Origin of the sequence: Lentilactobacillus parakefiri, assembly GCF_002157585.1 — a bacterium.
GTDB classification, from domain to species: Bacteria; Bacillota; Bacilli; order Lactobacillales; family Lactobacillaceae; genus Lentilactobacillus; species Lentilactobacillus parakefiri.
This window is the reverse complement of record NZ_BDGB01000070.1, coordinates 45,819-59,182: the sequence shown is the minus strand read 5'-3', so window position 1 is coordinate 59,182 and position 13,364 is coordinate 45,819. Positions and strand designations below refer to the sequence as shown.

Genomic DNA, 13,364 nt, shown 5'->3' with positions numbered 1-13,364 from the left:
GTTAGTTGTACTGGTTTTCCAAATCTGGAATCGACATTCCGTCAATCCAATCGTCCAAGGCATTGACAGCATGGTCGACAGCCTGCTTAAACATTGGGGCCTGGTCCTTGCCAAATCTGCCTAAAACATAATTAACCACCGTATTGCCATGATCCGGATGATCAATGCCAACGCGAATCCGGTCAAAGCTCTGAGTGCCAACGCTGGCAATAATGCTCTTAATGCCATTATGACCGCCAGCAGACCCCTTATCCTTGATGCGAATCTTGCCAACCGGCAGATCCATATCATCGTGAACGATTAACAAATCTTCAATTGAAACGTCAAAGTAGTCCATTAGGGGCCGAACTGCTAGGCCAGAATCGTTCATAAAGGTTGTCGGTTCAACCACCATGACCTTGGTGCCGTTCACGAACCCAGTCCCATACTTGGCGTTCATTTTACGTGTTCTAATTGAAATGTCATGGCTTTTGGCAAATGCTTCAACCACCATAAAGCCGGTATTATGTCTGGTCCCATCATATTGGGGGCCGATATTTCCTAATCCAACGATCATTTTCATTATCTAAATTCTTCCTCACGTTTCTTCCAACACAAAATGCTGAACAAAGACTGTTCAGCTGCCGAAAAATTAATTAACATGAAGATTATATCATATCAGGCAAGCTTTTAAGCCGTCAAAAACCCGGAAAAATAAAAGATGTTTATCAGTTGAGACGCCTTCAAAATCATGCTATAATTGGCCTGTTCTAGGAATTATATATTAATGATTTGGAGATGATTTTTTTGACTTTACAACGCCAAAAAGTAGCTTTAATCGGTGACGGTGCCGTGGGTTCATCTTATGCTTACGCAATGATGCAACAAGGCCTCGCTGAAGAGTTTGTGATCGTAGATGTAATTAAGGAACGAACTGAGGGAGACGCGCTCGACCTTGAAGATGCACAAGCTTTCACTTCCCCAAAACACGTCTTTTCAGGTGATTATGCAGATTGTAAGGACGCCGACTTGGCGGTTATTACTGCAGGTGCACCTCAAAAACCCGGTGAGACCCGCCTGGATCTGGTTAACAAGAACCTCAAGATCATGAAATCAATCATTGATCCACTTGTCGGATCTGGATTTAAAGGAATTATAGTGGTTGCCGCTAACCCGGTTGACATTTTAACTTATGCCGCTCAAAAGTTCTCTGGTTTTCCAAAGAACCGTGTCTTCGGTAGCGGAACTTCTCTGGATACTTCCAGACTTCAGGTTGCTTTGGGCAAGAAACTGCAACTCAGTCCACAATCAATCAGTGCTTACATTTTGGGTGAACACGGCGATTCCGAGTTTGCAGCATATTCTGTAGCTCAAATTGGCGGCCGCCCATTCTTGGATGTTGCTAAAGAAGCTGGTTTATCGATGGATGACTTAAAGGAAATCGAGGATCAGGTTCGTCATAAGGCTTACGAGATCATCAACCGAAAAGGTGCCACATTCTATGGTGTTGCCACTTGTTTAATGCGGATTTCTCGAGCTATCCTGCGCGATGAAAATGCCGTACTGTCAGTTGGTGCCCCAATGGATGGTGAGTATGGTCTTCACGACGTTTATATCGGTTCGCCTGCTGTTGTCAATGGTTCAGGGATTTCAAAAGTTGTTGAAGTACCGCTTAATGCAGATGAAGCTGCCGCTATGAAGGCATCTGCTGAGACACTGCAAAAGACAACTGCCGATGGCATGGCCGAGCTTTAATCTTTTAGACTTAATACTAACTAAAGGATAATGCATGTCATCATCTGGTCTAAACAATCAAATGAGGCGAGCAATCAGTTGCGTTTACACTGATTGTCCGTCTTTTTTGATGGCATCAATGACCAAGCGATTCCCTGTTACTCGCTAGTGACTGTTTCTAGTAGCCGGATAGTTCGCAATCGAATTTTAAATAATTATTCTAATTAATTTAAAGGTTAATGAGAATAATTCAAGCTTTAATGTTCTTTTCTAAATTTGGCTATGTTATGATGATTATATACAGGTTAAGTTGGAGGAATTAAACATGCTATTAAAAACATTAGTAAAGCCAAAGGAACGACTGGTTACTGTTAAAGAGGACGCTACCTTGGAAGAGGCTTTACAGACGCTCGAGGATTCTGGTTATCGTTGTGTCCCAATTCTGGATGAAACCGGCAAAATTTTCCGTGGCAATATCTACAAGATGCACATTTACCGTCATAAATCACGGGGTGGCGACATGTCACTTCCCGTTACGACCCTTTTAAAGAATGCCACTAAGTTCATCAACGTGAATTCTGCCTTCTTTCAGGTGTTCTTCTCAATTAAAGATCTACCCTACATTGCCGTTTTGGATGAACGGAATAACTTCTATGGCATCCTAACCCATACCCGCCTATTGGACATGTTGTCACAGTCTTGGAACGTTAATATCGGCAGCTATGTGTTAACCGTTGTTGCAAGTGGCGAACGTGGGGACCTTGAGGAAATCGCTAAAATCATCACCAAGTACACCAGCATCGCCAGTGTGATTTCCCTGGACGCTCAGGAAGGTGAGTTGGTCCACCGCATCATGTTCACACTCCCTGCCGAAGTTGATCAGGATCGCTTGAACAGAATCATTGCCGCCTTAGAACGGAAAGAATTTAGAGTCCCCGAGGTCGAAAATTTACAAGAAGAAAAAAATTAATCGAAATTCCCATTAATATTAAAGAAACGGACATCTCAAATGAGGTGTCCGTTTTCGCTTATAAACATATTACTTAATCTAGCGTTGTGTGATGTTTTATGTATTGCGGTCCGTCACTAGCCTTTAGCTAATCCCAAGCTTATCTTAATTGCTTTATCGACCTTGCTCATAATAGGTGGATCGAGATGCGTCACCTTATCCTTCAATCGTTGCTTATCAATGGTTCTGATCTGCTCGAGTAAAATAACTGAATCTCTCTCTATCCCATTTCCAGCCAAGATCCCCACATGAGTCGGCATCTTCGGCTTAGAAATTCTGGCGGTAATTGCGGCAACAATGACGGTCGGACTATAATGATTGCCAATGTCATTTTGGACAATCAAAACCGGTCGCATCCCGCCCTGCTCGGAACCGATAACTGGTGATAGATCAGCATAAAAAATGTCTCCACGTTTAAAAATAACGTCAGTCACCCTCATACCTCCCATCATCGTAACTTACATTACTGTAAATTCCGTAATCTTTGACGATACTGAGTTAAATGGATATCAGCGTCTTCTTCACAGCAGGAAAAGTCCTTACTGATCTCACGGTTTAAACTACCCATTTCCCGATACCCCCGCATTAGGCCATCAATGACTTTGGGATCATCAAAAAAGTAGTTGATTGCAATCTCAACCGCTGCACTTTCGGATATTCCAACCGTTGCACTAAACTGCTCCAAACGGTTCGCAATTTGATCGTTGATCATAACTGAAAAATGCTTTGAATTAGTTGCTTTTTCCATTGGTATTTTCCCCTATATGTTCCAGATTACTGTACTGTCTAATATACCATGAAATTACAGAAAAATCATACATATTTTCGTCGTAGTCGCGGACTTAACCCACAAATGACTTCATAACTGATCGTATGCAGATAATCGGCAACGTCATCTGCCGTGATCTCGGCATCGCCAGATTTGCCAATGATGGTGACCGTCGTGCCGTAAGGATAATTGTGTGGCAGCCGAATCATAAATTGGTCCATGCACACCCGCCCGACAATCGGACACTTCTTTCCATCAACCAAAACGAAGAAGCCCTGCATTGCTAGCGGAATGCCGTCCGCATAACCGACTGGAACGGTCCCAATCCATTGATCACTATCAGTCGTGTAGGTGGCACCATAGCCAATTGAGTGGCCCTTTTTAACTAATTTTGAAAAATCAATTTCAGTGGTCAACGACAGGGCGGGCATCAGCTGGTATGGAAGCTGAGTAATATCTCTACCGGATGGATTCAAGCCATAAGCAGCAATCCCAAAGCGAATCATATTACCGCCGCAAACTTTGTGCCACAAGCTGGTAGCGGAATTCGCCACATGAACGTATTTCGGGCGTTTTTCAAGTACGGCCATGAAATCTTGGAAATTCTGGTACTGCATTTTGAAATAGGCATCATCAGGACTATCAGCTGTGGCAAAGTGCGTAAAAATGCCTTCGAAAAACAAACGATCAGAATGTGCCTTAAGAACACTAACCGCCACTTTAAGCTCATCGGCAGTTTGAAAGCCGATCCTGCCCATGCCAGTATCCAACGCCAAATGAATGTTTAACCGGCCTTGAAAAGAGCTGGCTTCAAGTAACTTGACAGCTTGATTAAGCCAATCGACTGACCCGACAGTGAGGGAAATATTCTCTGAAGCTGCCAATGGCGCATATTCAGGATCAGTAATGCCTAATACCAACACTGGTAACGTAATCCCCGCCCGACGAAGCTGGAGGGCTTCGTCTAAGATAGCAACACAGAAGCCAGTCGCCCCAGCCTTTTGGGCAACTTCAGCGACTTGAACCGCTCCGTGCCCATAACCGTCAGCTTTAACCACTTGGAATAAGTCCACTCCCTCATCCAATCGCTGTTTGGCGTGATGAACATTTGAATAAATCGCAGCCAAATCAACGGTCACTTGAGCATTTCGTAAATTTCCTGTCGTCATCATCTAACCCCGATTCTCTAAAATAACTTGGGTAACCACAACATCGTCAGTGTGAGAAATCGAGACAAAAGCGTTCCCATCAAATGGTTGTTTTGAAAAAAACGGCTTGCCGGCTTCGTTATTGACAATACAAAGATCTTTAAACTGAACCCTTGACCCAAGCCCTGATCCGAACGCTTTTGAATAGGCTTCCTTGGCAGAAAAGCGGCCCGAAATATATTCATACCGGCGCTTATCAGACAATTCAGCCAGCTGGTTAATTTCATCCGCGACTAGTACCCGCTCTGTAAAATGTGGGTTACGTTCGACCGCCGCAACAATTCTTTTAATATCGGTAACGTCAATTCCAATTCCTGCAATCATTTTTTAGATCCCTCGCAAACCAAAAAGATAGAATAAGTTTAACATAAAATCGGTCGACTTGGGGAAGATTCGAAAGACTTATCATCAATCAAATGGTCATTGACCTAATCAGCCGACACGAACTTTGACCACCCTGATACAACAAAAATGTGACCATTCATCGCTGAATAATCACCTCTTTGAAGACGTTAATTAGCTATTCTTAATCGTAAAACGTCGTTTTTTGTTATTCGATGACCGTCTGTCAGAATGCTTACGGTCATTGCTACCTTCATAATGACCACGATTCCGTCCGCCATTATTCCGGTCGCCATTTCGATGACTCTTTGAGCCCTTGTAGTGTCCACCATGACCGCCACCACGACGATCATTACGATGACCACCATGGCCATGACGTGGCAATGGCCGCTCAGGGGTAATCTTAACCTTCACGTTGTCGCGGGTAACGTCGTTAAGGAGAGCAGCAACCAAATCGGTCGCTTCATACTCGTCAAGCAGCTTATCGGCCATCTTTTCATACTTATCAGTATTAGTCTTCTTGATTAAGTCGGCAATATCTGATTCAGCAGAATTCAATTGGCCAACGAAGGCTTCTTGGATTGTCGGTGGCTTCAAAGGCAGCATGCGCACCTTGGTCAGCTTTTCAATTTCTCGAAGATAATCCATTTCGTTAGGTGTCGCAAAGGTAATTGAAACCCCATGCTTACCGGCACGGCCGGTACGACCAACACGATGGACATAGCCATCAGGATCTTGAGGAATGTCATAGTTATAAACGTGGGTGACACCTGAAATGTCAATTCCACGAGCAGCAACATCAGTAGCAACCAAAATATCAATCTTAGCGGCTTTAAATTCCTGCATAATTTGAGTTCGACGAGCCTGAGTCAAATCACCGTGAAGCCCGGCAACCTTGTAACCACGAGCCTCCAGTCCTTTAGAAACTTCGTCAACCCGACGCTTAGTCCGACAGAAGACAATCGTCACTTCTGGATCCTGAACGTCAAAGAAACGGGTCATCGTGTCAAATTTTTCGTATTCTTTTACCCGAACATAATACTGATCAATTAAGTCAGTGGTTAATTCCTTGGCCTTAATCGTTACTTGATGAGGGTCACGCATGAACTGAACCCCAACTCGCTTGATTTGAGCGGGCATGGTGGCTGAGAAAAGCAATGTTTGACGTTCGGTTGGGGTTTGTTTGATGATATCCTCGATATCGTCCAAAAATCCCATGTTCAACATCTCATCAGCTTCATCCAACACTAAGGTCTTAATGTGCTCTAACTTCAAAGTATGGCGTCTAATATGATCAAGGATTCGGCCAGGTGTTCCAACCACAATCTGTGGGTGACCCTTTAAAGCGTTGATTTGACGGCGAATATCTGCACCACCATAAACAACTTGAACCTTGGCTTTTTCATCTTTTCCTAATCGATAGATTTCTTCTTGTGTCTGGATTGCCAGCTCCCGGGTTGGTGAAATAATCAGGGCTTGAACATTTGGATTGTTAAAATCAATCTTCTGTAAGATTGGTAAGCCAAATGCGGCAGTTTTTCCAGTTCCAGTTTGAGCTTGACCGATAACATCCTCACCTTTAAGAACCATTGGGATGGTTTCGGCTTGGATTGGCGTAGCTTCTTCAAACCCACTGTTATTAATCGCAGTTAATAAGTGGTCTGATAATCCTAATTCACTAAACTTCAAATATGTTTCCTCCTAAATTTGAAACAATCAAGGTTCCGCAGCCGACTGGGGAAAAATCCGTTTCCCGGAATGCGTCGGCCACTTGACCTACAATCATTTATTACAAAATAACCTTTTTAGTTTACACCGTCACATAACATTAAGCAAGCAAAACAAGCCAACTCTTGCGCTGATGGCCTTATTTAACCAACTTAGCAACAACATTTTCTAAATGAAGACCGTGACTAGCCTTCAACAGCACCTCATCATTGGCAGACAATTCAGCTTGAAGATCGGTCGTCAATTGTTCCAGCTGATCCGCTTGATAGTAATGCAGATTCTCTGGTGCATAGACCGGTTTTAATTTCTCATAAAGTGCGGCCATGTCAGACCCAATCAAGTAAACCACCGGGATGAACGCCGGATCAAGTGCCTCGACCAGAGATGCGTGCATAGCTTTTGACTGTGTCCCAAGCTCCAGCATATCACCTAGTACCGCAATCCGCCGGCCATTAACACTCGTATTCTGATAAGCGTTCAGGACTTCTTTTGCGGCAGTTGGGTTGGAATTGTAGACATCACTCAAGATGCGTTCACCCTTAGCGCCGACGAGCCACTGGGTCCGGTTCTTGGTTAAGTCAAATTTGGTCAACTTCTGAGCCATTATTTCAGGAGGAATTCGGAAAATCCGCCCAACTGAAATCGCAGCCAGGGCATTATTCACGTTATAATCACCCATCATCGGAATAGCGAAGTCAATCTCCGGCCACAAGTTAACGTGAAAGTCAGTTTGATACTGGCCATCTTTGGAATCGGTCGCAAAAATATCGTCAACCGCTTCCCTACCAAATGTTGATTTAACAACATCCACTTGTTGAGCACGGGCTCTGAGCAGTGGCTCATCACCGTCATACACAAAGAAGCCATCCGCTTTTAATCCATGAGTGATCTCCATCTTTGCATCGGCAATCTTATCCCGAGTACCGAAGAACTCAATGTGAGCTTCCCCAATCATCGTAATGACCGCAACATCCGGTTGGGCCAGTTTCGACAGAAAGTCCAGTTGTCCGGGTCGATCCATCCCCATCTCCGCAACCAGAAATTCGGTGTTTGATTCCATCTGCAGAATCGTATAGGGCAGGCCGATTTCATTATTAAAATTGTCCTGGGTTTTAGTCACATTAAAAGTGCTGGATAAAATGGCGGCAATCATATCCTTGGTGGTCGTTTTGCCATTACTACCCGTCACGGCAATGACCCGCGGATTAATCTTATCCAAGTAATATTTACTGAGCGACTGGAAGGCTGCCAGCGGATCATCAACGACCAAAGCAGGAATCTTCAATGGCAGTCGATCGACGTGATCGGCTCCCCAAAGAGTGGCGGAAGCCCCACCCACAATCGCGTTGTCGATGTAATCGTGGCCGTCATGCTCGGCAACCAATGGAATAAACAATTGACCTGCTTTGATTTTCCGGCTGTCAAAGCAGACGCCGGTCAAAGATTCATCCAGCTTTGCTTTGTCAAAATTTTCAGTGTTAGCATTAATTGCTTGCGCAACTTCACCAATCGTCATTTTCATGATTGAACGCTCCAATTATTAAATAGTTAAAGTTAATTATAACAAAAAAACAAACGGCTAAACACCCACCGTTTGATCCTGCCATTTTAAATGCCATTTTGATGTTTGTAAATTATAGGTCAAATCACCCGCATAGATGGTATTTTCATCGACCTTTCCAGTCCGCAGGATAATCGAAACCTGGTCCGGGTTCCTTAAAATCCGCAGAGGAATATGATAAGTCCGGGATCGTTCACGCAGCGAATCAAACGAGATGAACAAACCGTCATTTGCTTTGGTAATTAAATCCAAGAGAATCGAGCGGTCAATGTCCTTGATCGCAAGTGGCCGTAAAAACACTCTCAAAGTATTGTGGGTCACCCGTAAATTCCGTTTGATTGCAATTTCCAAAACGTGATTAAAATCCGAAAAACGGCGGTAGTACGAGCGAATTGTCCCATTGTCTTGACTCAAGTAAATATAATGATTGTTTAATTTAGATGAAAAGGGTCGGCCCATCGGCGTCCCCATATGAGCGAGATACAGCAATTCAGCGATCTCAAATGGTGACAGATTGTTCACACTATCCTCCATGTCGAAATCGATAAACTTTTTCTTCTGATCGGGATTTCGAAGCAAATATGTTCGAATCTCCCCGGTTCCGTTAATAAGGTTAAACTTTGAATGGGAGTTGTATCCATTAGCAGCCTGATCATCATTATTCAACAAAATAATATTTTGAGGCAATTCGTCCAAGCCGTTAATGAAATCGGCCGCAGTTATCCCTGATGATAAAATCATGTTGGAGATTGGATTCGTATTTATAAAAATCAAATTGCCCTTCATCGTTTCATTACCCCGTATTTATATCTAAACTAATTGTACTACCCTCGCCTTTAGATGTCTTATAATTAAGACAGAAATGTCCCAATTTGCCCTTTTCTTAATTCATTGGTAACATGGTGGTTAACGTAATATTAGTGTGAGGTTATTAATATGACTAACGTATTATTTGTTTGTCTGGGAAACATCTGCCGTTCACCCATGGCCGAGGTCATGTTTCGTCAAATGGTGAAAGATGTCCATTTGGAAAATCAAATTACCGTTGCTTCTGCAGCAATTAGTACCGAAGAGCAGGGCAATCCCCCGCATCCCGGGGCGATTGCCGAATTAGCGAAACACGGCCTATCAGTCGGCAACAAAGTATCGACACCCATCACCAAAGATGATTTTGATCAGGCTGATTACATCATCGCAATGGATAATCAAAACATCTTTTATCTCAATCAGATGGCGCCGATAGCAGATCGGAAAAAGATTTTCCTGTGCTACAACATTATTCCGGAAAAGCAGGGAGAAGAGATCCCAGATCCCTGGTTTGACCACAAATTTGGTCGAACTTACCGTCAGTTATCAGAAACCCTGCCAAAGTGGCTGGATAAAATTAAGCGCTAATTGATCTAATTATTGACGGGTCCCAATAAGGCTCGTTTTAATTTTGGTGTTGCTTGGCTGACTCGATAGCTCTTCTGCAGCTTACCGCGGATCATTAAACGACCGGCTCCAGTGGCATCACAGGTAATTAAGGTAACAATTGGCTGCCTGGTTTGGCGGACAACATCAACCCTGGTAGCAGCAATGAACTTTCGCTGGTAAACCTTGTATTGATAGACTCGAGTCATATTGCTCAGATAGATCTGATCACCGACTTTAGTCTTAAAATAAAGGGGGCCAAACAATACGTGGCGATTGACCATGTGATGACCAGCCAACGGGTAGTTGCCCTTGCCCATCTGTTGATCAGGGCGCATCGTCCCAGCGGCTAACGCCAAAGTGTTATTGGCCACTCCCAACCCAATTTGCAAATGAATGTGTGATTTGGGCAGCAAAATTTCACCGACAACCTCGATGGCGTTCGTATTCATTCGCGCTCGAGCAGCAGTTTGAAAATCAAGGGATTTCAACTTTTTGAAATCATAACTGACATTTTGCTTGTGACGTTTAGTTTGCGCTTTGGCCCGCCGTTCAGTTTTGGCAACGGTCTGCCGCGTTATTTTGGGTTGATAAGATTTGATCAGTTCATTCTTAATTGGGCGATTAAAAATCATCCCCAAAGCGACTATTAACAGCAGCACAAAAACCACGTTAATCAATACTTTTTTGAGAAGTCCTTTTCTCATAACTACCTCCACACCACACGGAATTTTAATATGTACAGAATAATAAAGGAGGAACCTCATTGTTAACAAAACAAGTTGGTCCAAACTCCTGGCGGCGTAATCTGGCCGTTCTTTGGTTTGGAACCTTCATGGCAGGAATCGGCTTCAGCGAAGTCATGCCGTTCCTGTCGCTATACGTTGATTCGCTGGGCCATTTCACACATAACGAATTAAGCCTTTACAGTGGATTAGCGTTTGCGGCCAGCTACTTTGTGACTGCCATTGCATCACCACTCTGGGGGAAACTGGCTGACCGAACCGGCCGCAAATTGATGCTGGTCAGAGCGTCTGCCGGAATGGCCATCGTTTTCATCTTGATGGGATTGGTTACCAACGTTTGGCAATTAATCGGCCTGCGACTCCTTCAGGGGGTCTTCTCTGGATACATTAGCAACGCAAACGCCTTGATTGCCACTCAGGTGCCGAAACGCAGAAGCGGCCAGGCACTTGGAACCTTGGTAACCGGCAACGTGTCTGGTGCCCTTCTTGGCCCATTACTTGGGGGTACCTTAGCCTCATTCTTCAGTTATCGAGTGACATTCTTCATCACGGGAGCCTTGTTCGTCGGTGTTTTCCTAGTCACCACCTTAATGGTACATGAAGATTTCAAACCCGTTGCCAAGTCGAAGATGTTAAACACCCGTGAGGTAATTGGCGAACTGGCCAACTCAAAGTTAGTACTGGGAATGTTTGTGACGACCATGATTATTCAAGCTGCCAACAACTCCATCGTTCCAATTTTAGCATTATATGTCCGCCAAATCATGGATAACAGCCCAGCAACCACGTTTTATAGCGGGATTGTCGCTGCGGTGCCGGGAATTGCGACTTTGGCGGCTGCCCCTGTACTTGGTCGACTGGGAGATCGGATCGGCGCCGATCGCGTCTTGCTGGTCGGCTTCATCCTGGCGATTATCGTTTATGTCCCAATGGCATTTGTCACTAACGTCTGACAATTGATAGGTTTACGGTTTTTGATCGGGGTAGCCAACGCTTCAATGCTGCCCGCGGTCCAGTCGATTCTTGCCAAAAACACACCACCGCACGTTACCGGTCGTGTCTTCAGTTGGAACCAGTCATTCCAAGCAATGGGTAATGTTGCCGGCCCAATGATTGGGTCAGTGGTGGCAACTTCGTTTGATTATGCCGGCGTTTTCATTTCAACGGCCGTACTGGTTGTTATTAACCTTACATTGGTATTCAACAATACACGTGAGATGCGTCAGGCACGACAACAATAGAATCGAACCATCAAATAAAACAATCTACTTTTAGGTTGTTTTTTTCTGACTCCATGTCGGATTGGGCGAGTGAAATCGTTATTTTTTATCAAGTGACTGCCGTCATTTCTGAAATTTTTACCAGTGATTGGCCAAGTCCGAATCATCTTTTCGTTGCCGGTGTGATATAATTTTTCCTGTTATTCAAAATTTTAGAAAACTAAATATCAGGAGAATTTATTATGAGTATTTTATTAGCGTTAATCCCGCCGCTCACTTGGGGTGCCACCGGCATTATTGGAACAAAAATGGGTGGCTCTGCGGCCCAGCAAACGTTTGGGGAGTCATGCGGTGCCCTGATTCTGGGGCTTGGTGTCTACCTCTTTTTCGTCAACCCAAGCGGCATTCAAGTCTCCTGGCGCATCTGGCTGGTTGGGCTATGTTCCGGGCTCTTCTGGGCTGTTGGAACCGCCGGTCAATTTATCGCTTACAAGAAAATGGGTGGCTCTGCGGCCTTTCCACTTTCAACAGCTGCCCAAATAGTTGCTAACGCCCTGTTGGCAGCGACGATTCTTGGCGAGTGGACCACCGTTAGAGTCTGGGTTTTTGGCATCATTTCAATTGCCCTGGTGACCATCGGTGCCTTGGCAATTGCAGCGAGATCCAAGGCAGAAAAGCGCATTTCAAAAAGTCACCCCAAAAGCTATAGTGAAGGGCTGCTAGCGTTATTAGTATCAACGATTGGCTTTGCACTGTATTTTATCTTTCCAAATTTATTGGTAAGATTTGGCTTTATCACGTCGCGCATCCACAACGCCAACGACGGGATCAACTACATGACCGCCATCGTCACCCCACAGGCAATTGGGCAAATCATTGGCTCAATCCTGATTGCCCTGTTTGTCCTTCATGAATATCAGCTCTTCAAAATGCCAGTCGTCAAGAACTTTACAACCGGCATTACCTGGGCGATCGGTAACCTGTTCATGTTCATTTCTGCCGCAAACCCGGCTATCGGGCAGGCAACCGCCACGACCCTTTCACAGCTAGGGATTGTTGTGGGAACGTTTGGTGGCATTTACATCCTACATGAATATAAAACCGCCGATCAGATGGTTAAAATTGTCATTGGGACCGTGTTAGTCATCATCGGTAGTATTTTAATCACTAACTTAAAAATGCTGTCATAATAATCCGTCATTTTCTATGATCGCAGTACCAATTTCATTTAAAAGAGATTGGCAAACTGTGCTGGCCACAGTACCAAGTTATGCCAATACAAAAAACGGGGAACCCTTGAGTTCCTCGTTTTTGAAACGCTTATTTGTTGTCTGTAAGACCGTATTTCTTGTTGAAACGATCTACGGCACCATCTACTTGGTTGAACTTTTGCTTACCAGTGTAGAATGGATGTGAATCTGATGAAATTTCAACACGGATCAATGGGTAAGTGTTGCCATCGTCCATCTTAATGGTTTCATCAGAGGTTTTAGTTGATCCTGAGATAAACTTGAAACCTGTAGATGAATCTTGAAATACAACTTGTTGATATGCTGGATGAATTCCTTTTTTCATTATATATCGCTCCTTTGCCCTGAATCAATTCAATGACCCAGAGATTATCGATTAGTCAACTTTGTTAGTGTACCATAAAT

Annotated in this window: 14 protein-coding genes and 1 pseudogene; 5 read left to right on the top strand and 10 right to left on the bottom strand. The window is 44.2% G+C overall.

All coding sequences use genetic code 11. The features are described from left to right. Position 1 precedes the first annotated feature (1 nt). Complete coding sequence (pth, locus tag LPKJCM_RS07670; RefSeq protein ID WP_057963399.1) at positions 2 to 562, bottom strand: aminoacyl-tRNA hydrolase; 561 nt, start codon at positions 560 to 562, stop codon at positions 2 to 4. A gap of 215 nt (positions 563 to 777) precedes the next feature. On the opposite strand from pth, the gene LPKJCM_RS07665 reads away from it, so the two are divergent. Together LPKJCM_RS07665 and cbpA are read left to right on the top strand one after the other, a co-directional pair. Beyond that, positions 778 to 1,734: an L-lactate dehydrogenase gene (locus LPKJCM_RS07665; protein WP_057963398.1), complete on the top strand. Its 957-nt coding sequence runs from the start codon at positions 778 to 780 to the stop codon at positions 1,732 to 1,734. A gap of 304 nt (positions 1,735 to 2,038) precedes the next feature. Further along, positions 2,039 to 2,683, top strand: a complete 645-nt coding sequence (gene cbpA, locus LPKJCM_RS07660) for a cyclic di-AMP binding protein CbpA (RefSeq protein WP_020281983.1) — start codon at positions 2,039 to 2,041, stop codon at positions 2,681 to 2,683. A gap of 116 nt (positions 2,684 to 2,799) precedes the next feature. On the opposite strand, the gene LPKJCM_RS07655 is transcribed toward cbpA, so the two are convergent. The 7 genes from LPKJCM_RS07655 to LPKJCM_RS07625 all read right to left on the bottom strand — a co-directional run bounded on the left by LPKJCM_RS07655 (position 2,800) and on the right by LPKJCM_RS07625 (position 9,116). Next, positions 2,800 to 3,174 carry a type II toxin-antitoxin system PemK/MazF family toxin gene (locus tag LPKJCM_RS07655; protein WP_041805701.1) on the bottom strand — a complete coding sequence of 125 codons (375 nt, stop codon included), beginning with the start codon at positions 3,172 to 3,174 and terminating at the stop codon, positions 2,800 to 2,802. A gap of 11 nt (positions 3,175 to 3,185) precedes the next feature. Further along, positions 3,186 to 3,470, bottom strand: a complete 285-nt coding sequence (locus LPKJCM_RS07650; protein WP_057963397.1) for a hypothetical protein — start codon at positions 3,468 to 3,470, stop codon at positions 3,186 to 3,188. Between the two features lie 65 nt (positions 3,471 to 3,535). Continuing rightward, entirely contained in the window at positions 3,536 to 4,660 is a 1,125-nt protein-coding gene (gene alr / locus LPKJCM_RS07645; protein WP_057963408.1) for an alanine racemase, read from the bottom strand. Between the two features lie 3 nt (positions 4,661 to 4,663). Then, the gene (acpS, locus tag LPKJCM_RS07640; protein WP_057963396.1) at positions 4,664 to 5,023 is read right to left on the bottom strand and encodes a holo-ACP synthase; all 360 of its coding nucleotides are present in this window, start codon (positions 5,021 to 5,023) and stop codon (positions 4,664 to 4,666) included. 192 nt (positions 5,024 to 5,215) lie between these two features. Next, positions 5,216 to 6,730: a degradosome RNA helicase CshA gene (cshA, locus tag LPKJCM_RS07635; RefSeq protein ID WP_087069591.1), complete on the bottom strand. Its 1,515-nt coding sequence runs from the start codon at positions 6,728 to 6,730 to the stop codon at positions 5,216 to 5,218. A gap of 178 nt (positions 6,731 to 6,908) precedes the next feature. Continuing rightward, positions 6,909 to 8,291, bottom strand: coding sequence for a UDP-N-acetylmuramoyl-tripeptide--D-alanyl-D-alanine ligase (locus LPKJCM_RS07630; RefSeq protein WP_057963395.1), 1,383 nt, complete (start codon positions 8,289 to 8,291; stop codon positions 6,909 to 6,911). A 57-nt stretch (positions 8,292 to 8,348) separates the two neighbouring features. Then, complete coding sequence (locus LPKJCM_RS07625) at positions 8,349 to 9,116, bottom strand: hypothetical protein (RefSeq protein WP_057963394.1); 768 nt, start codon at positions 9,114 to 9,116, stop codon at positions 8,349 to 8,351. Between the two features lie 150 nt (positions 9,117 to 9,266). Here LPKJCM_RS07625 and LPKJCM_RS07620 point away from each other — a divergent pair, with 150 nt between their 5' ends. Continuing rightward, a complete protein-coding gene (locus tag LPKJCM_RS07620) occupies positions 9,267 to 9,725 on the top strand; it encodes a low molecular weight protein-tyrosine-phosphatase (RefSeq protein WP_057963393.1) in 459 nt (152 codons plus the stop codon). A gap of 5 nt (positions 9,726 to 9,730) precedes the next feature. Here the strand turns inward: LPKJCM_RS07620 and LPKJCM_RS07615 are convergent, their stop codons facing one another. Further along, positions 9,731 to 10,450: a class A sortase gene (locus LPKJCM_RS07615; RefSeq protein ID WP_057963392.1), complete on the bottom strand. Its 720-nt coding sequence runs from the start codon at positions 10,448 to 10,450 to the stop codon at positions 9,731 to 9,733. Positions 10,451 to 10,509: 59 nt separating this feature from the next. On the opposite strand from LPKJCM_RS07615, the pseudogene LPKJCM_RS07610 reads away from it, so the two are divergent. Beyond that, positions 10,510 to 11,730: pseudogene (locus tag LPKJCM_RS07610) on the top strand (multidrug efflux MFS transporter). 221 nt (positions 11,731 to 11,951) lie between these two features. Beyond that, positions 11,952 to 12,899, top strand: coding sequence for a GRP family sugar transporter (locus LPKJCM_RS07605; RefSeq protein WP_057963391.1), 948 nt, complete (start codon positions 11,952 to 11,954; stop codon positions 12,897 to 12,899). A gap of 130 nt (positions 12,900 to 13,029) precedes the next feature. On the opposite strand, the gene LPKJCM_RS07600 is transcribed toward LPKJCM_RS07605, so the two are convergent. Further along, the gene (locus tag LPKJCM_RS07600) at positions 13,030 to 13,284 is read right to left on the bottom strand and encodes a type B 50S ribosomal protein L31 (RefSeq protein WP_057963390.1); all 255 of its coding nucleotides are present in this window, start codon (positions 13,282 to 13,284) and stop codon (positions 13,030 to 13,032) included. Positions 13,285 to 13,364: the final 80 nt, after the last annotated feature.

Coding starts and splice junctions, on each gene's coding strand:
- pth (WP_057963399.1), bottom strand. CDS start 562: ATGAAAATGATCGTTGGATTAGGAAATATCGGCCCCCAATATGATGGG.
- LPKJCM_RS07665 (WP_057963398.1), top strand. CDS start 778: ATGATTTTTTTGACTTTACAACGCCAAAAAGTAGCTTTAATCGGTGAC.
- cbpA (WP_020281983.1), top strand. CDS start 2,039: ATGCTATTAAAAACATTAGTAAAGCCAAAGGAACGACTGGTTACTGTT.
- LPKJCM_RS07655 (WP_041805701.1), bottom strand. CDS start 3,174: ATGATGGGAGGTATGAGGGTGACTGACGTTATTTTTAAACGTGGAGAC.
- LPKJCM_RS07650 (WP_057963397.1), bottom strand. CDS start 3,470: ATGGAAAAAGCAACTAATTCAAAGCATTTTTCAGTTATGATCAACGAT.
- alr (WP_057963408.1), bottom strand. CDS start 4,660: ATGACGACAGGAAATTTACGAAATGCTCAAGTGACCGTTGATTTGGCT.
- acpS (WP_057963396.1), bottom strand. CDS start 5,023: ATGATTGCAGGAATTGGAATTGACGTTACCGATATTAAAAGAATTGTT.
- LPKJCM_RS07630 (WP_057963395.1), bottom strand. CDS start 8,291: ATGAAAATGACGATTGGTGAAGTTGCGCAAGCAATTAATGCTAACACT.
- LPKJCM_RS07625 (WP_057963394.1), bottom strand. CDS start 9,116: ATGAAGGGCAATTTGATTTTTATAAATACGAATCCAATCTCCAACATG.
- LPKJCM_RS07620 (WP_057963393.1), top strand. CDS start 9,267: ATGACTAACGTATTATTTGTTTGTCTGGGAAACATCTGCCGTTCACCC.
- LPKJCM_RS07615 (WP_057963392.1), bottom strand. CDS start 10,450: ATGAGAAAAGGACTTCTCAAAAAAGTATTGATTAACGTGGTTTTTGTG.
- LPKJCM_RS07605 (WP_057963391.1), top strand. CDS start 11,952: ATGAGTATTTTATTAGCGTTAATCCCGCCGCTCACTTGGGGTGCCACC.
- LPKJCM_RS07600 (WP_057963390.1), bottom strand. CDS start 13,284: ATGAAAAAAGGAATTCATCCAGCATATCAACAAGTTGTATTTCAAGAT.